Annotated in this window: 17 protein-coding genes; all 17 read left to right on the forward strand. The window is 54.3% G+C overall.

Features of this window, described 5'->3' with window-relative positions; translation table 11 throughout:
• Positions 1-4 precede the first annotated feature (4 nt).
• The 17 genes from HY868_15905 to HY868_15985 all read left to right on the forward strand — a co-directional run bounded on the left by HY868_15905 (position 5) and on the right by HY868_15985 (position 18,178).
• Entirely contained in the window at positions 5-1,096 is a 1,092-nt protein-coding gene (locus HY868_15905; protein MBI5303620.1) for a glycosyltransferase family 4 protein, read from the forward strand.
• A gap of 6 nt (positions 1,097-1,102) precedes the next feature.
• A complete protein-coding gene (locus HY868_15910) occupies positions 1,103-2,335 on the forward strand; it encodes a glycosyltransferase family 39 protein (GenBank protein ID MBI5303621.1) in 1,233 nt (410 codons plus the stop codon).
• Complete coding sequence (locus HY868_15915; protein ID MBI5303622.1) at positions 2,335-3,102, forward strand: polysaccharide deacetylase family protein; 768 nt, start codon at positions 2,335-2,337, stop codon at positions 3,100-3,102. Before HY868_15910 ends, HY868_15915 begins: the two co-directional genes overlap by 1 nt.
• A complete protein-coding gene (locus HY868_15920) occupies positions 3,057-4,019 on the forward strand; it encodes a glycosyltransferase (GenBank protein ID MBI5303623.1) in 963 nt (320 codons plus the stop codon). The genes HY868_15915 and HY868_15920 overlap by 46 nt, the downstream gene beginning before the upstream one ends.
• A 2-nt stretch (positions 4,020-4,021) precedes the next feature.
• The gene (locus tag HY868_15925; protein MBI5303624.1) at positions 4,022-4,627 is read left to right on the forward strand and encodes a hypothetical protein; all 606 of its coding nucleotides are present in this window, start codon (positions 4,022-4,024) and stop codon (positions 4,625-4,627) included.
• A 37-nt stretch (positions 4,628-4,664) separates the two neighbouring features.
• Positions 4,665-6,074, forward strand: coding sequence for an O-antigen ligase family protein (locus HY868_15930; protein ID MBI5303625.1), 1,410 nt, complete (start codon positions 4,665-4,667; stop codon positions 6,072-6,074).
• On the forward strand, positions 6,071-6,847 hold the full coding sequence (locus HY868_15935; GenBank protein ID MBI5303626.1) for a glycosyltransferase family 2 protein: 777 nt from the start codon (positions 6,071-6,073) through the stop codon (positions 6,845-6,847). Before HY868_15930 ends, HY868_15935 begins: the two co-directional genes overlap by 4 nt.
• The gene (locus HY868_15940; protein MBI5303627.1) at positions 6,844-7,623 is read left to right on the forward strand and encodes a glycosyltransferase family 2 protein; all 780 of its coding nucleotides are present in this window, start codon (positions 6,844-6,846) and stop codon (positions 7,621-7,623) included. The genes HY868_15935 and HY868_15940 overlap by 4 nt, the downstream gene beginning before the upstream one ends.
• Entirely contained in the window at positions 7,620-8,846 is a 1,227-nt protein-coding gene (locus tag HY868_15945) for a glycosyltransferase family 4 protein (protein ID MBI5303628.1), read from the forward strand. Before HY868_15940 ends, HY868_15945 begins: the two co-directional genes overlap by 4 nt.
• Positions 8,843-9,829 (forward strand): glycosyltransferase family 4 protein, encoded by a 987-nt coding sequence (locus HY868_15950; protein ID MBI5303629.1) that lies wholly within the window; start codon positions 8,843-8,845, stop codon positions 9,827-9,829. The genes HY868_15945 and HY868_15950 overlap by 4 nt, the downstream gene beginning before the upstream one ends.
• Before the next feature lie 5 nt (positions 9,830-9,834).
• Positions 9,835-10,884: a glycosyltransferase family 2 protein gene (locus tag HY868_15955; protein MBI5303630.1), complete on the forward strand. Its 1,050-nt coding sequence runs from the start codon at positions 9,835-9,837 to the stop codon at positions 10,882-10,884.
• Positions 10,872-11,597 carry a class I SAM-dependent methyltransferase gene (locus HY868_15960; protein ID MBI5303631.1) on the forward strand — a complete coding sequence of 242 codons (726 nt, stop codon included), beginning with the start codon at positions 10,872-10,874 and terminating at the stop codon, positions 11,595-11,597. The genes HY868_15955 and HY868_15960 overlap by 13 nt, the downstream gene beginning before the upstream one ends.
• A gap of 45 nt (positions 11,598-11,642) precedes the next feature.
• A complete protein-coding gene (locus HY868_15965) occupies positions 11,643-13,271 on the forward strand; it encodes a sugar transferase (GenBank protein MBI5303632.1) in 1,629 nt (542 codons plus the stop codon).
• 137 nt (positions 13,272-13,408) lie between these two features.
• Positions 13,409-14,392, forward strand: a complete 984-nt coding sequence (locus HY868_15970) for a GDP-mannose 4,6-dehydratase (protein MBI5303633.1) — start codon at positions 13,409-13,411, stop codon at positions 14,390-14,392.
• A gap of 154 nt (positions 14,393-14,546) precedes the next feature.
• Positions 14,547-15,257: an NTP transferase domain-containing protein gene (locus tag HY868_15975; GenBank protein ID MBI5303634.1), complete on the forward strand. Its 711-nt coding sequence runs from the start codon at positions 14,547-14,549 to the stop codon at positions 15,255-15,257.
• A 104-nt stretch (positions 15,258-15,361) separates the two neighbouring features.
• The gene (locus HY868_15980) at positions 15,362-16,501 is read left to right on the forward strand and encodes a DegT/DnrJ/EryC1/StrS family aminotransferase (GenBank protein ID MBI5303635.1); all 1,140 of its coding nucleotides are present in this window, start codon (positions 15,362-15,364) and stop codon (positions 16,499-16,501) included.
• Between the two features lie 45 nt (positions 16,502-16,546).
• On the forward strand, positions 16,547-18,178 hold the full coding sequence (locus HY868_15985; GenBank protein MBI5303636.1) for a polysaccharide biosynthesis tyrosine autokinase: 1,632 nt from the start codon (positions 16,547-16,549) through the stop codon (positions 18,176-18,178).
• The last annotated feature ends 19 nt before the right edge of the window (positions 18,179-18,197 follow it).

The following is an 18,197-nucleotide window of genomic DNA, read 5'->3' on the forward strand; positions in this document are numbered from 1 at the left end:
TGTTATGCGTGTCGCTTGTATCCATCCCTTTCTCTTTCGTCTCCCGCGTGGTATCGAGCGATACACTTTTAATTTGGCAAACACCTTGACACGGCGCGACATCCAAGTTGATCTGCTCACTTGGCGCTGGCAAACGCCAATACGGATTAATGGGCTTGATTCGCGTGTGCGGGTATCCGAGTTTCCTACCTCGCGCTATTACGCGGCACAAGCAATTGTTCCGTTTTATGTTTGGGATTTGCTAACACACAGGTATGATTTTGTCTGGATTTTCTTTGCCGGGTTCGGTGAAGTGGAAGCATTGACTTTGGTTCGGCAGCAAAAGTTTGGGATTGTTTTCCATTATCCATACTCCCAGGTACCTCACCGCTATCGTGAGTTTCAACGGTTTGGGTTGGCGCAACGCGCTGAAAAAATAGTGTCAGTCAGCCGTTTTGTTGCCGAAGGTGTGCGCGAAGCATTGGGGCGGGACAGTGTAGTGATTCATCACGGTGTGGATGCAGAACGCTTTGCGCCCAATCTGAAAATGCGAAAACAAGTTCGGCAATCATTGAATTTGCCGCCAGATGAAAATTTGCTCGTTACCGCGGCAGCGTTGGAAGAACGTAAGGGTGTGCAATGGGTGATTCGCGCAATACCGCATGTTCTGCGCGAGTTCCCCTTGACAACCTACCTTGTATTGGGTGATGGAGCATACCGCGCGGAGTTAGAGCTACTAGCGCGCGAATTGGGTGTGTCGGAACGCGTGCGTTTTCTCGGAGTACAGTCGGAGGTTGCCCCGTTCTTTCAAGCAGCCGATCTTTCCCTGATTTTGTCGCGCGGAGAAGCGTCGTCGCTGACCGCGCTCGAATCATTAGGATGCGGTACGCCGGTGATTGCGGCACAACGCCCCCCGTTCGACGAATTGCTTAGTCCAGAGTATGGTTTGATGGTGAATGAAGAAGACAATCGCCAAGTCGCAGCGATGATTGCTAGCTTGTTGAACGATCCGACGCGGCGGCAGAAGATGGGCGGGGCAGGGCGCGCGCGGATTCTGACTGATTTTACCTGGGAGCGAGTAGGCGAGCAATATCTACAATTGATGGCACCGGGGTAAACACAAATGAGTTTGTATCCACTTAATCGCCAGCATTTATATATCGCAATTGGAATTGGGCTAGTTGCATTATCTGTTCGATTCGCTATTGTCGCGTTTTACCCCGCATCATCTTTGGCGGGCGGTGATCCGGTTGCCTTTTGGAGTTTTGCGCAGGGTATCGCTTCGGGGCAAGGATTCCACTCGACTGTCGAACCTTGGTTGGCAGATCGTCCGCCACTCTATTCGTATTTCGTGGCGGGAGTCGTTTTGGTATTTGGAGAAAACCGCTTGATGGTCTTTGTTTTGCAAGCCATCATCGGAGCGATAGCAGCGTCTTGCTTTTACCTTGTCACTGTGCGAATTATGGGAACATGGCGTGGTTATTTTGCTGGAATCTTGTTCGCGCTTTTTCCCCACTTTTTGCTTTTTACGAAACAAATTCTGACAGAGACGATCTATATTCCTTTGATTGTATTTCTCTTGGCATCCTTGATCTTGCCTAACTCGTTCCGTTCACTTTTCGTCTGGTTAAGCGCCGGTATTCTGATTGGATTGCTTGCGCTTGTTCGTCGCGAGGCGATGCTTCCCGTACTAGTCATATTCGTTTGCGTCGCCTGGTTGCGCTTGGGTGTAGATCGCCAGCGATTTACAATTGCCATGCTGGTTACGGTCTTGATAGCTGGCTTGACCGTATTGCCCTGGCTCATACGTAACCAGATTGTTTTGGGTTCTCCTGTGCTCAGTAGCAGTAGCGGATACAATTTTCTTGTAGGTAATAATCCGAACGCACATGGTTCCTATACGCCGGTTCCTTCTAATTGGGCGAGCGAGTTTATCGGTTTGGGTGAATTGGAACGTGATCGCAAGGCATGGGAGTTGTCTACCGGTTGGATCAGAAACAGTCCAATTGCCTTTCTTCAATTATTGCCTGCGAAGGTAGGTGCACTCTGGGGACCAGCGTACAACCCGGTGCTTGACGGGAGCGACCTTATCTTAATCCCGTTCTACATGCTCGGATTCATTCGCTTGTTCAAACATCGCGCGGGGTGGCGAATAGTTGTCTCAATTGCCGTGCCGCTCATTCTCTGCAATCTATTGATCGGTTTGGTTTTTGTCGGTGGTTGGCGTTACCGATTGGCTATCTATCCTGGGCTTTTGATGTTAGCCGCGTATGGAATACCTGAGCGATGGCTTGCCGAAGCCAAATTGGTCTTGTCCGCGTTTGTTGGCGTTCGGCGATCAGCCAAGATTGCCTGATGGGGTATTCTCCCTTGTGGTCGTGGCTTGCGCGTCGTCGCCTTCGCATCTTGATGTACCACAGTATCTCCGATGCCCCGCGCGACCGCTGGGCGGTTTGTCCCGAAATGTTTGCGGCGCAGATGCAGTATCTATCCGAATCGCGGTACCATGTCATTCCATTGGCAGAAGCGGTTCGTTTGTTACGGACGAACGGCGATTTACACCGCAAGATTGTGCTGACCTTCGATGATGGCTTGCGCGATTTTCTCACGAACGCCGCGCCGATTCTACGCAATCACAATTACCCCGCAACGCTTTTTATCGTGACGGGCTACTCGGGAAAAACGGCGCAGTGGAGTTCGGTGGACAAGACACAGCGTCTGTTGTCGGCGGATGAATTGTGCGCAATCAAGGCTATGGGTTTTGTGCTGGGTAGCCATACCGTGACGCATCCCGATCTCACTTCGCTTGATGACACGGGTTTGGAGCGTGAACTGTTTGAATCGCGCGACCAAATCGCATCCTTCGGTGAAACCTTTATCCCGTTTGCGTATCCCGGTGGCGCATTTACACGTCGTGAGCGTGATGCCGTTGAACGCGCGGGGTATGATTGTGCAGTGATCGTTGGTGGGCGATGGGGCAACGGTTCTGAAACGGATTGCTATTTGCTTAGACGCGAACCAATGATGGCATCGGATACGTTAAGTTGGTTCACCAGGCGTGTGTGTGGGTTTTACGAATGGTATTATCTTTGGGCGCAAGTGCGGGGAATCCAAACGCGATGACGACTTGTTCGGTCTTGATCTGTACTTATAATCGCCCAGAGATGTTGGCGCGATGTCTGACCGCGTTGATTGAACGTACGGATGAAAAGCCTGACCAAATTGTTGTGGTGAATGGCGGCGACAGGCGTTCTGATATTGTTGTGGAAAATTATATAGGTAAACAGGGCGCACAAGTAGAACTAGTAAAGGCGGAAAACAAAAATCTTGCCGCCAATCGAAATGTTGGATTGCCATACTGCATAGGTGACATCATTGCCATGACTGATGATGATGCCGAAGTATTTCCTGACTGGGTGACTCGAATAAAGCAAGTTCATTGTGAACATCCTGAAGCAGGGGCTGTGGGCGGACCGGTAATTGGAGTAAATTCAGAATCAATTATTGGACGCATTTCGGACCGTGTGACTTTTTCTTCTTCTCCGAAGGCAAGCATAGTTCGCACATTACCTGGTGTGAATGTATCATACAAAAAGAAAGTGATCGCATTAGTTGGGCTGCAAGATGAAATGTTTTATCTCAATTGTGGTGAAGATGTGGATTACAATTGGCGCGTCAAAAAACTTGGATACGAGGTCTATTATGACCCTACGATCCGTGTCTTTCACCAGCACCGCGCAACTCTGAAAGCATTCCTCAGACAACATTACAACTATGGACGCTCCTATTATCTGGTGCGTAACAAATGGCCCGAAATGTATTGCGTCTATCCGCACAAGCTTCAGCGTCCCAAGGATTTTCTCAAGGCAATCAATTTTGTTGTGGCAATGTTCTACGAGCCATTTCAGTACGCGGTGAAGATGGAGCGCGTGGCGGATAAGGTGTTGGCGATGCCAGTTCTTTTGCTCAATGGTCTAGGTTGGCGCGGGGGAATGATAAGACAAAAACTGAGTACTCGAAAGGTTGAGCAAGCAAACTAATGATGAAGAAACGATTTACCGAAGAGGTCGAAACCTATACTGTTCTTATTTTGCAACTGGACGAATACAAAGGATCGGCGCGTAATCTTCCTAATGGATTTGAGATACTCTCTTTTGAAAAACATGATTTGGTACGAGCGCAAGAAAAAAGAATTCTCCAGGAACTCTTTGATGACTGGGCGATCCCTTATTGCGGCAAGTTGCGTGGCTGGCGCGTGGACTCGCCGGTTTTTGTGGTGCAGGGCAATCGCCTAGTCGGTGGGGTGTATCTTTGTGTCGGCAATGAGTTTGATGAGGACTCGCAACAGGGTCAGTTGCATTATGCCTTTATGGATCCCGCTTTCCGTGGGCAAGGTATTTACAGCGTGATTTTTGGCGGGGCGGTGAAGTGCGCTCGGGTGTGGGGATTGCGAACGCTGTACCTCAATTCCGATAGATATATGCTACCAGAAGTTTATCTGCGCTGGGGTGCTAAACCCTACAAGGTGATCTCAAAAACATCGCGTTGGTCTCAGAATCGAATTTTGAGGCCGGTTCGCCCATACCTGCGAGCGTTAGGGCGTCAACTTCGTCTAGTGGCACAGTGGATCAAACCACCCTGTGCATGAGTGTTGAATTTGCGACCGCAACGTAAATGAGAAATGAATGTCTTCTTTGATTGATTCTCTTCGCCCTACGGCATGGTCGAGATTTTTGCTCGTTGGTTTTGCTTTGATCATTGCTGTTATGCTTGGTGCCCTGGTGGCGATCTGGGGTATAGGTACGCGCGAGTTAGTTATCTTTACCTTGGTCGTGCTTACCGTAATTGTTGTCGCAATTCCCAGTGACCGTATCTTGCGTTTGGGATTTGCGCTCTGGATATTCACTTTTGGGTTTGGTTGGCGGACAATATACCTCGCCCCTAATTTAACGATTCATCCTTCTGAGGTCCTTGCTGTTCTCTTGTTCTTTGCGATTGCCCTTCAGTCTCTTGTCTACCACCAGAAGGTGGATTTTTCTATCCCACCGGTCATGTTGCTCCTTGTCGCATGGAGTGTTATCGGAATTGTCGTTGGGGTGATGCGGGGTAATCCGATAGATGTCGTGCTCCACGAGTTCAAGATCTTTTTTGTTGCGATCCCGTCTTATTATGTGGTCAAGCATCTCATTGCCAGCCGTCGCGATTGGGAGCGTGCTATCCTTTTAAGCATCCTGGTGGCTGTGTATATCAGCGGCTTAGGGTTGATGGACGTGTTCGCCCCAGACTTGACTAAACGTCTTCAAGGTGAATCCGTAGAGACGATTCGCACTACCATCACTGGGTTTGATCGCGCGGGTTTCCTTTTCTACGGGCATGTCGCAGCGGGACTTGTCGTGTTTACTTTCTTCGGTGTGACTGTGCGTCAGTTGGTGGCGGTGCGCTCTAATGGATGGATACGATTGATTTGGGGGAGCGCCCTGATGGCTGATCTTTTCGCAATGTATCTTAGCGGGTTTCGCGGGTTGTGGTACGCTATGGTTGTTTTCCTTATAGCGTATGCCTTTGTTCAAAAACGTTCGTGGGTTTTATTGGTGCTTGCCGCATTGGCGATTCCTTTTCTTCCCTCTGCGTTTATGCAGCGGTTTGAATCTCTTTATAACCTGCAATATGCGGATTCCAGTCAGTTCAAGCGAATTGATCGTGTGACCGCGGCTTTCGATCTGCTGAAAGAGAATCCCCTTTTAGGTGTAGGATGGGGTGGAAGTGGCTATGTCCACAGTGACCTGATTCAGATTGGCGCAAACCTGGGTATCTTGGGGCTAGGACTGTTTTCGTTGTGGATAGTGCATCTCATCTGGCGAATGTTCCAATTGACCCGCCAGTCTGGGTGGATTGGAGAATCTGCGAGTGGGTTGTTTGCGACATTTTGTGGGTTAGCCGTAATTTTCGCCGGAGAAGGAGTGATTGTATGGGCGCAGTTGACAGTGCCGATATGGTTCTTGTTTGCGATGGGCTACAAGTTGGATGAATTGGCGCGCAGTTCTGTCACGCCGAATTTTGGTGGTACCCTTGTTGCGAAACAGGTAAATCTTTGAGCGAGATTCCCGTGTCGCTTTCCGTCTTGCTTCCAACATACAACAATGAAGCGATCATCCGCAATTGCCTCGAATCGGTGAGATGGGCAGACGAAATCCTGGTTGTAGATTCTTTCAGCACGGACCGCACGTTGGAAATCTGTCGTGAGTACGGCGCACGCATCATTCAACACGAGTACCTTCAATCGGCGAAACAAAAAAATTGGGCGATTCCGCAATGCGCGCACGAATGGGTCTTGCAAGTGGATACCGACGAGCAATTTGAAGAAGGAGCGCAGGCAGAGATTCACCAGGTCATTGCGAATGTCAAGCCGGATGTCCATGCTTTTCAGTTTCCGCGCAAGAATTTTATCATGGGGCAATGGCTTCAAATTTCAAATCTGTATCCTGACTATCAGATTCGGTTGTTTCGGCGTGACATAGGACGATTTGAAGACAAAGAAGTGCATGCCCATGTCCAAGTGCCAGGACGAGTTGGGATGTTGCGGTGCCACATCCTTCATTTTGGTATGCCGACCATTAGTAAGCAATTGGGAAACATTGATCGTTATAGTCGCTACCAAGCGGACGAACTCAAAAAGCGCGGCAAACGATTTCACTGGTATCATTTGCTCTTGCGTCCTTTCGCCGTGTGTGTGTACTACTATGTGTGGAAGCGGGGTTTTATCGCCGGGAACCGCGGCTTGCTGATCGCGGCGATCAACATGACGTTTGACTTTTATGCTCACGCCAAGTTGTGGGAGTTGGAACAACCAAAGGATTCCATCCGATGAGTAATCGGCAAAAACTTTCGGTTCTACTGCCCACCTTTAATAACCAAGACCTAATCCGGGATTGCCTTGAATCGGTCATGTGGGCGGATGAAATCTTGGTCGTAGATTCGTTTAGCACGGACCGCACGCTCGACATCTGTCGTGAGTACGACGCGCGGATTATTCAGCACGAGTATATTCAATCCGCAAAACAAAAAAATTGGGCGATCCCGCAATGCGCGCACGAATGGGTCTTGCAGGTGGATACCGACGAGCGATTTGAGCTGGGATTGCGCGAGGAAATCGAATCCATTTTGGTTGATCCGTCGCCCGGTGTGGATGGCTATCGCATACCGTTTAAGCATCACATCCTTGACCAGTGGGTGAGTGTGGCGGGGTTATATCCCGAATATCATTTGCGCTTGTTTCGGCGCAATGTCGCGCGCTTCGAGGACAAAGAAGTGCATGCTCATATCCAAGTGCCAGGACGAGTTGAGACGTTGCGCGGTCATATTCTCCACTTTGGAATGCCGACGATCAGCAAACAACTCGGCAACATTGACCGCTATAGCCGCTACCAAGCTGATGAAATGAAAAAGCGCGACAAACGGTTTCGCTGGCATCACTTGGTGGTGCGTCCTTTCACTGTGTTTGCGTATTACTATGTGTGGAAACGTGGCTTTTCGGCTGGTTATCGGGGCGTGCTGATCGCGGCAATCAATACGACCTTTGATTTTTTCGCGCACGCCAAGTTATGGGAACTCGAAACGATGGGTTTGGACGCCAGCCCCAAGTGAGAGAAATTGCTTTGGTCGAAGTAACGTCGCAGATGAGTGGCGTCGAATTTAGCACCTTGTATCTGGCACAGTCTCTTGACCGAACGCGTTGGATGCCGCTGGTCATTTGCCCCGAAGAGGGTGATCTCCCCAATCGCTGCCGCGCAGTGGGGATTCCGGTTTCGATTGTTCCACGCACTCACTTTTTCTCTACCGGTTTGCGTCTTGGCGGTCACGTCGTCCCCAATCCGTTTGCGGTGATGTTGAATGGTATCGCGGTGATGGTTAGCGCATTGCATCTGACTCGGTTTCTCTATTCCCGTCGCCCGGCACTGATTGTGACGAAAGGATTGCTTGCTCATTTCTACGGTGGCTTGGCGGCGCGTTGGGCAAAAATTCCCTGTGTCTGGCACGTACAAGATCGGATCTCGGACCACGCGGGTCCTTTGTTTCCCTGGATATCAAGTCTTGGTGCGCGCTGGTTGGCGCGCGCAAGTATTGCCGACGCCGATAGCATCGCACGGCAACTTGGCGCATTTGTTCCTTCAGATCGAATCACTGTGATTTGGAATGGGGTGGATACTTGCGAGTTCTCGCCATCTGTTGACGGTTCGCGCGTTCGCGCAGAATGGCAAGCCAGTGCGGATGATCTATTAATTGGCGTGATCGGTCGTTTGGTTTTTTGGAAGGGTCAACATATTTTAATTCGCGCGTTTGCACGGATTGCTGAACAGTTTCCGCAAGTGCGTGTGGTCATTGTTGGGTCACCGCTCTTTGATACCGATGTCTATGCCGAGCATCTGAAAACAGAAACGCGGCAGTTGGGCTTGGATCATCGCGTCATTTTTGCCGGCTTTCGACCGGATTTGCCGCAGGTATTGGCGGCGCTCGACCTGGTCGTGCATACGGCATTGGAAAAAGATTCTAGCCCGCTCGCGGTTGTCTCTGCGATGGCTGCCGGCAAGCCGATTGTCTGCACGCGCGTGGATGGGACCGAAGAATTGTTTGACGAGGGTGTAGATGGATTCCTGGTTCCGCCGGGAGATGTAGATGCGCTTGCGGAGAAGCTGGTGATTCTGTTGCAAGACAAAGAATCACGACGGCGTTTGGGGCAGGCGGCGCGCGCAAAAGCCGAACGTGAATTGAGCATTGAGCAATTCACGCACAAGTGCGAACAAGTTTTCGCCCACGCGCTTGCCAATCAGAAATCGAAAATCCTTGCCCTGAGCAAAGTCGAAGGGTGAAATCAAAGATTCTCTTTGTTCACAATCACCCCGCCAAGTTCGTGCAGATGGACCTCACGCTCTTGCGCGAACGCTATCAAATGCGCGAGTGGTATCAGAAAACACGCATGGTCAATTTGTCGGCTCTGACAACGGCGATAATGCAGAGCGATCTTGTCTTTGGCTGGTTCGCGAGTTGGCACACATTTTTTCCAATGTTGATTGCGCGTGCTCTCAGGCATCCTTCCGTGTTAGTGGTGGGCGGGTACGATACGGCGAATCTACCAGAGATCGGATACGGCAGTCAGCGCGGCGGTTTCAAACGGTGGGTGTCGCGTCAAACAATGCAGTGGGCAACGCGGGTGGTTGCCTTCAGCGAATTCAGTCGTCAGGAGACGATCCAGAACGCCGGTATTGCACCTAACAAGGTGACTCGGGCATATATAGGCGTTGAAGATCGAAAGTGCCCGTTCCGGCAAAAAGAGCAAATGGTCATCACGGCAGGCAACGTAGATCGCAGCAATCTGCAACGGAAGGGTTTGAAATCGTTCGTTCGTACAGCATCCCATTTCCCGGATATTCCTTTTGCCTTGGTTGGCGCGTGGCGAGATGACACGATTGATTATCTGCGATCCATCGCTTCGCCGAATGTCCAGTTCACGGGCTGGGTTAGCGCCCAGGCATTGGATGATTATTTTTCGCGCGCGCGCGTGTACGTTCAGACGTCGCGCCACGAAGGATTCGGGCTTGCGGTTGCGGAAGCGATGTTGCGTGAATGTGTGCCGGTGGTGACACGTGCCGGATCATTGCCCGAGGTCGTTGGCGATACAGGCGTTTATCTCGATTCGACAGAGCCAGCGGCAGTGGCACAGGGTATTCGCCAAGCGTTGGCGGATGACGACACATTAGGCAAGCGTGGTCGCGAACGCATCTTGCGTGAATTTCCGTTAGAACGTCGGCGTGCTCAACTGTTTGCGCTTGTGGACAACCTGATCGCTAATTGAGAATTATGGTTGATTCGCCTACATCACAATCCATTGTCCGCGATTCTCAAGTCACTGTCATCCTCCCCATCCGCAACGAAGCGCGCTACATCGCGCGCACTCTCGAATCACTCCTCACACAAGATTATTCCCAAGAGAAAATTGAGATTCTTGTTGTGGACGGAATGTCTGGTGACGGCACGCGCCAGATCGTAACCGAGTTTGAACAACGCGATTCGCGTATCCGTCTGTTAGATAATTCGCAACAGATCGTTCCCGCGGCGATGAATAAAGGGATTCGTGCGGCGCGCGGCACGATTGTCATTCGGGTTGATGGGCATACCGTGATTGCCCAGGACTATGTGCGGCGATGTGTTGTGCAACTGGCAACAACTGGCGCAGACAACGTTGGCGGTCCGATGCGCGCGGAGAGCGATACGTGGATTGGCAACGCGATTGTGCTGGCGACGAGTTCGCCGTTTGGCGTGGGTGGTGCGCGTTTCCATTATGCGGAAACACCGGGCTGGGTGGACACGGTTTACATGGGCGCGTACCGCCGCGAGGTCTTTGACCGCATCGGTCTCTTTGACGAAGAACTCGTTCGCAACCAGGACGACGAACTCAACTTTCGCCTGATTCAAGCCGGCGGCAAAATCTGGCTCGACCCTCAAATTCGCTCGACGTATTACTCGCGTTCGACCTTGCGCGGTTTGTGGAAGCAGTATTTCGAATATGGCTTTTGGAAAGTGCGCGTGATTCAAAAGCATCGTCGCCCCGCATCGTGGCGGCATCTCGTGCCAGCGACGTTTGTGCTCGCGCTATTCGTTTCAACACTTGCCAGCATCTTCGTCCAATCGCCGATTCCATTTCCCGCCGTTGCGTGTCCTTACGTCTTGGCGTCGCTTTTTATCTCGCTAACGATTGCCGCGCGCGAAGGATGGCGGTACGCGCCGATTCTACCGCTCGCCTTTGCGACGATGCACGTGGCTTATGGCGTGGGGTTTCTCGCTGGCATAGCGCGGTTTGGTTTTGCCAAACGCTCTCCCTCTGTTTCGCAACGCCAATGGATGACGTAGCGCGTCTCAAAGTCGAATACGCCCGCCGCGCGCACGATCCGCGTTATCGCGATTGGTACTCGCCGTTCAATCCCGCGAACATTTTTATCACACAAGAACGCGACCGCGCCATCGCGCAAATGCTTGCTCACCACATTCGCGGCGAATGGGATGTTTGCCGCGTTCTCGATGTCGGATGCGGGCGCGGGAATGAACTGTTCAAGTTCCTGGGCTATGGCGCGGCGGCGCAAAATTTGTTCGGCGTGGATTTGTTGGGCGAGCGGGTGCGCGAGGCGCGCGACAAGTATCGCATCCTGCAATTTGCGTGCGGCAACGCGGCGACTCTGCCTTATCCCGACGGCGCGTTCGACCTGGTTTTTCAATTCACCGTGTTCACTTCGATCTTGGACGACGACTTGCGCCGCCGAATCGCTTCCGAGATGTTGCGCGTGTTGCGACCAAACGGCGTGATCTTGTGGTACGACTATCGTTTGAATCCCACGAATCCGCAAACGCGCGGCATCGAGAAAGCGGAAATCAAAACGTTATTCCCAAATTGCGACTATCACTTTCGCCGCGTCACGCTCGCACCGCCGCTCGCGCGTTTCATCGCCCCACGTTCCTGGTTCGCTTGTGAGTTGTTGAATCAATTGTTTTTCTTGAGAACGCATTGGTTAGCTGTCATTTCTAAAAGACTGAATTGGACGCGGACTAACGGGGATGGACGCGGATAGAAATCAAAAAATCTAAAATCCAAAATCCAAATTCTAAATTCACCTATGGATCAAACCCAAACTTTTCCAAGCGTACGTTTTCCTCAAACGCCTATTTTCGATTGGTCGCGCGCGCGGCTCGACCGATTCGCTAAACGCGCCTTCGACATCGTCGCTGCGCTGGTTGGCTTGGTCGCGCTCTCCCCATTCTTGCTTCTCGTCGTCGTGCTCATCAGGCGCGAGGGCGCGGGTCCGGTCTTGTATCGCGGACAACGCGCGGGGAAGGACGACAAGAACTTTGGCATCCTCAAATTCCGCACGATGCGCGAAACGCCGGACGCGCATCGCGGTCCGCGTGTCACCGCGCAGGACGATCCGCGCATCACGCCGCTGGGTCGCTGGCTGCGCGATACGAAACTGAACGAACTGCCGCAATTGTGGAACGTGCTGGTCGGCGAGATGAGTCTCGTCGGTCCGCGCCCCGAAGACCCGGAGATCGTCGCTGGCTGGGATGAGGACGTGCGCGGGGAAGTGCTCTCGGTGCGACCGGGGATCACGAGTCCGGCGTCGGTGCAGTATCGCAACGAGGAATCGCTCTTGCATGCCGGCTCGGTGATGGAAACGTACCTGGGATCCATCCTGCCGAGCAAACTGCGGCTCGATCAACTCTACGTCCGTCATCGCACGTTCATGGTTGATTTGGATGTGCTCTTTTGGACGGCGATGGTGTTGCTGCCGCAGTGGCGCACCTTCGCGCCGCCGGAAGAATTGCTGATCTTTGGACCGTTGCGCCGGCTCGTCCGTCGCTACCTGAATTGGTTCGTCGTAGACGCACTCATCACGCTCGCCGCGATCGCGTTGGCAGGCGCGATCGAGCGTTCCCAGGGTCCGCTCGACCTAGGTTTGTGGAAAGCGTCCGTGATCGCGTTCGGGTTTTCGCTGTTGTTCGGCGCGACGAGCGCACTGCTCGGCATGTATCGGGTCGCGTGGTCGCAGGCGAGCGACACGGAATCGCTGGGTCTGGTCATGGCGGCAGCTTTGGCGTGCGGGTGCGCGCTCGCGCTCAATCAGTTCACCGGCGATCCATTGCTCTTGCCGCCGAGCATGATCGTGGTCGGCTCGACGCTTGCGCTCATCGGCTCGGTGGCGCTGCGTTATCGCGGTCGTTTGGTGGATCGCGTCTGGGCGCGCGGGGCGCGCGGGAATGCCAGCACGCGTTTGGCGCGCGAACGCGTGTTGATCGTCGGCAGCGGTTACGCGGGACAGTTTATGACCTGGTTGCTCAGTCACGGACCCAGCGCGGACGCGTTCCACGTCGTCGGTTTCGCGGACGACGACCTCTACAAGCAAGGCATTCGGATTAACGGCGTCACCGTCCTGGGTCGGCGCGGCGATATTCCACGGTTGGTCGCCAAGCACGACATTGGCATCATCGTGTTTGCGATTCACAACGTCAAACCGCTCGAACGAATGCGCTTGCTCGATATTTGCGCGAGCGCCAAGGCGCGCGTGGTGATGGCGCCGGACATTATGGGCGCATTGAACGAGGTTCGTACAACCAGCGTCGAGTTTCGGAACGCCTCCTTCAAGTCGCCCGATGCGTCGCGCGAGTTGGATCCGTGCCAGGTATGTCTAATGCGCGGCGAGAAGAACGGGCGCAATTCCTGGGTCGAGCGGCGACCACATGATGATTGAATGGGAAAGAAAGATTATTGGACGCAGACAAACGCAGATTTTTATTTTTGTCGGCGTTTATCGGCGTTCGTCTGCGTCCCATTAATTAATTTAATTTGTTGGGCTATGGGTGAAAATTGATCGGCGAAAACGGATTTCTGAGAGATCGCCCGGTGCTCGTGACCGGCGCGGGCGGATTCATCGCGAGCCACCTGGTCGAAACGTTAGTGAACCAGGGCGCGCGCGTGCGTGCGTTCGTCCGCTACAACTCGCGCGGCGATCCTGGGTTGCTCGCACTGTTGCCGGCGGACGTATTGAGCCAGGTTGAATTGATCGCCGGCGATCTGCGCGATCTGCCAGCGGTGCAACAAGCGATGCGCGGCGTCACGCACGTTTTTCATCTCGGCGCGTTGATCGCGATTCCGTACTCGTACATCCATCCCGCCGAGGTCGTCGAGACGAACGTGATCGGCACGCTGAACGTGTTGCTCGCCGCGCGTGAAATCCAGGTCGCGCGCGTCGTCCACACTTCGACGAGCGAGGTGTACGGCACCGCGCAACGTGTGCCGATGGACGAGACGCACCCGTTGCAAGGGCAGTCGCCGTACTCGGCGAGCAAGATCGGCGCGGATAAACTCGCCGAAAGTTTTTACTGCGCGTACAATCTGCCGGTCGTAACGGTGCGCCCGTTCAACACGTACGGTCCGCGTCAATCCGCGCGCGCAGTCATTCCGACGATCATCGCGCAGGCGCTGACGCAAGATGTGATTCGCTTGGGCAATCTCGACGCGCGGCGCGACTTGACGTTCGTCACTGACACCGTCGCCGGTTTTCTGCGCGCGGCGCAAATTCCCGGTATCGAAGGCGAAACGTTTAACCTGGGCGCGGGCATGGAAATCGCGATTGGCGATTTGGCTCGGCAGATCATCGCGTTGGTGAACCGACCGGTCGCCATCGCGCAAGACGCGGCGCGACTGCGCCCGGAGAAAAGTGAGGTGCAACGCCTGCTGTCAGACAATCGGCGGGCGCAACAAATCCTGGGTTGGCAACCGCAAGTTGAAATTGGTGATGGTTTGCGAATCACAGTGAATTGGATCGCGGAGCATCTTTCGTTGTATCGTCCACAGGAATACCAGGTTTGATGTCTAAACAAAAACGATTGGGACGCGGATCAGCGCGGATTTCCGCGGATAATAAAAACATCCGCGTTCACACCTGTACTTGCGTGCGGTGCAAGTGTCCGCGTTTATCCGCGTCCAAAAATGTCTGTTTGGGTTTCTTGGAAAAGAGGAATAGATGAAAGCCGTTGTGTTAGCTGGTGGAAAAGGAACTCGTCTAGCGCCTTATACTAGAATTTTACCAAAACCGATGATGCCCATCGGCGATTTGCCGATCCTGGAAATTCTGTTGCGCCAAATGAAACGCGCCGGCATTGACGAAGCGATTCTCACCGTCGGGCATCTCGCCGAATTGATGCAGGCGTTTTTTCAAGACGGCGAACGTTTTGGTCTGCCGATTCGTTACAGTTACGAAGATCAACCGCTCGGCACGGCGGGTCCGCTCGCGTGTGTGGCGGGACTTGACGACACGTTCCTCGTGACGAACGGCGACGTGCTGACGAACTTAGATTTGCGCGCCTTGATCGAATTTCATCGCGCCGAAGGCGGTTGCGCGACGATTGCGATGCACCAACGCAAGGTCAAGATTGATCTCGGCGTGATTCAGCGGAACGGCGGGAACGACATTATCGGCTACATCGAAAAACCGACGTACGAGTTTCACGTGAGCATGGGCATTTATGTTTTCGAGCCGCGCGTCCTCAAGCACATTCCGCTCGGCGAGTATTTCGATTTTCCCGAATTGGTGCTGCGCTTGCTCGAACAGAAAGAGCGCGTCGTCGGCTATCCCTTCGATGGTTACTGGCAAGACCTGGGTCGCACCGACGATTACGAGCAAGCGGTCCAAGAATTCGAAACGCTCAAGCCGCAAATTTTGGGTGAGGGATAACCTCACTCCCCTCCTCGCCTTCGGCACCTCTCCCCCCTCTCCCAATTGAACTTCATCGGGAGAGGGGGAAGGGGACGGGGGTAGGGGGTGAGGCAGGAGCAACAATGAACTGGCGTGTGCCACTCGCAGACCTGGATTACGGCGCGGAAGAAGAACGCGCCGCGCTCGATGTATTGCAAAGCCGCTGGCTCACGATGGGCGCGGTGACCCAGCAATTCGAACAAGAATTCGCCGCGTTCGTCGGCGTCAAGCACGCGCTCGCCGTTTCGAACGCGACGGTCGCGCTACACCTCGCGTGTCTCGCGCTCGGCATCGGGCGCGGCGATGAAGTGATCGCGCCCGCGCTCACCTTCGTCGCGACGACGAACGCCGTGTTGTACACTGGCGCGGACGTGCGTTTCGCGGAGATTCTCGGCGCGCACGATTTGAACATTGCGCCGGCGGAGATCGAAAAGCAGATCACGCCGCGCACGCGCGCGATCATCGTCGTGCATTACGGCGGGTATCCCTGCCAGATGGATGCCATCGCGAAAATTGCGTCCCGAAATAATCTGGCTATAATCGAGGACGCCGCGCACGCCCCCGGCGCGTCGTTGAACGGCAAGGTGTTGGGCGCGTGGGGCGACGTGGGCTGTTTCAGTTTCTTCTCGAATAAAAACCTCTCGACCGGCGAAGGCGGCATGTTGGTGACGAACCGCGATGACGTGGCGGACTGCGTACGTCTGCGGCGTTCGCACGGCATGACGTCGCTGACCTGGGATCGGCACCAGGGACACGCGTACACGTACGACGTGGTTGACCTGGGATACAATTATCGCATTGACGAAATTCACTCCGCGCTCGGACTGGCGCAATTACGAAAACTGCGCGACGGCAACGCGCGGCGCAAAGCGATCACGGAAAAATATTGGGAATGCTTGAGCGACTCGACGCTCGCGTTGCCTTTCCGTGAAACGCCGAGCCAATCCTCTCACCATCTTTTTCCGATTCTCTTGCCAGAGCGGAGCGACCGTACGCGTTTCATGGATGCGCTGCGCGCGGCGCAAGTTCAATCGAGCATTCACTATCCGCCGATTCATCAATTCAGCTACTATCGTAAACGCTATCCCGATATTGCGCTACCGACGACCGAGTCCGTTGCCGCGCGCCAGGTCACGTTGCCGCTCTATCCGACGATGAGCGACGCCCAGGTCGAACAGGTCATCTCCGCCACGCGCGCCGCGTTGCGCGCGGCGAGTCGGTAGCGCGGGCAGCCTGCCCGCACTAGAAAAAGAGTACTTGAGGTCAACTTGGAACTGAGACAATATTTCGCATTATTCCGTAAATGGGCATGGTTGCTCGTTCTACTCAGCGCGCTCGCCGCCGGGTCGAGCTATGTGTACAGTTTGCAAATCCGTCCGATCTATCGCGCGGAGACGACGGTGCTCGTGGGGCAGACCGTGCAAAATCAGAATCCCTACATTGATGCCGTCCAATCCGCGACGAATTTTGCAGGCGCGTATGCTTTGCTCGCGACCCAACCAACGGTCTTGCAAGCCACGGCGGAAGCGATCCAATGGTCGCAACCCTGGCAGAATCTGTACTTTAAGGTTTCCGCCAAAGCCGGGGGCAGTCAGCTGATCCAAATCAGCGCGACCGACCCCGATCCCCAGCAAGCCAAAATCATCGCGGATGAAGTTGCGCGTCAACTCATCGCCAAGGGACCGATCAGCGCGCAGCAGAAGCAATCGGAGGACCAGCGCGAGTTTGTGACCGCGCAACTCACGCAGATCAAAGCCCAGGTCGAAAGCGCGCAGAAAACGTTGACCAATCTGACGAGCCAAGCCGCGCTCGAGAACGATCCGGTCAAACTCAACGAACTCAACGCGCGCAGCGCCGCGTTACAATCCAAGATCGCAGATTGGCAACGGAACTATGCCTCGCTCTCCCAGTTGTTGCTCACCGGCGCGAACTTGTTTGTGACGGTGCTCGCGCCGGCGCAAGAACCGAAAATGCCGATCAGTCCCAACATTCCACAGAACGTCCTCTTTGCGATGATCGCCGGCGCGGTGCTTGCCGGCGGCGTCGCGTTTCTCCTCGAATATCTCGACGATACGGTCAAGGACGCGGACGACGCGCAACGCGTGATGGGCGTTTCGATGCTCGGCGCGATCATGCGGATCGCCGGCGTCCACCAGCCCGCCGATAATTTGGTGACGTTCAAGCATCCGCGCTCGCCGATCTCGGAAGCGTACCGCGTCTTGCGTACCAACTTGCGTTTCAGCGGGATCGAAAATCCGACCGGCGCGCTCGTCGTCACGAGCGCGAATCCCGGCGAAGGCAAGACGACGACCGCTGCGAACCTCGCGGTGACGATGGCGCAAGCCGGACGGCGCGTGGTTTTACTCGATACCGATTTGCGCCGACCGATGGTACACAAGTTGTTCGGTTTTTCGAACGAGGTCGGGTTGAGCAGTCTGTTCCTGGACGACGCGCCGGCGCTCGACCGCGTGATGCACCCGACCGCGATTGCGACTCTGCGCGTGATTACGAGCGGTCCGTTGCCGCCGAACCCCGCCGAGATGTTGGACTCGGCAGCGATGAAACAGATTCTTCACGATGTGCGCGCACAATCGGATATGGTCATCCTCGATTCGCCGCCGGCGCTCGCCGTCGCCGACGCGAGCATTCTCGGCGCGCAATGCTCCGGCGCGGTGATGGTGATTGATGCCGGGCGCACGCGCAGCGACGTTTCGCGGCGCGCGTTGCAAACGCTCAAACAGACCGGCGTCAAAGTGTTCGGCGTCGTGCTGAACAAACTCAGCACGCGGCGCGCGGGAGGGTATGCCTCCTACTATTATTATTCGTCCAAAGACAAAGAAACCACAACGGTCGTGTCGCCGTCTCCGACAGAGCCGGTTCCGAGCGCGCCGCCCGAATAAGGTTCTGTAACCAGCAAGT

The organism is Chloroflexota bacterium (assembly GCA_016219275.1).
In the GTDB taxonomy this organism is placed as follows: Bacteria; Chloroflexota; Anaerolineae; order UBA4142; family UBA4142; genus JACRBM01.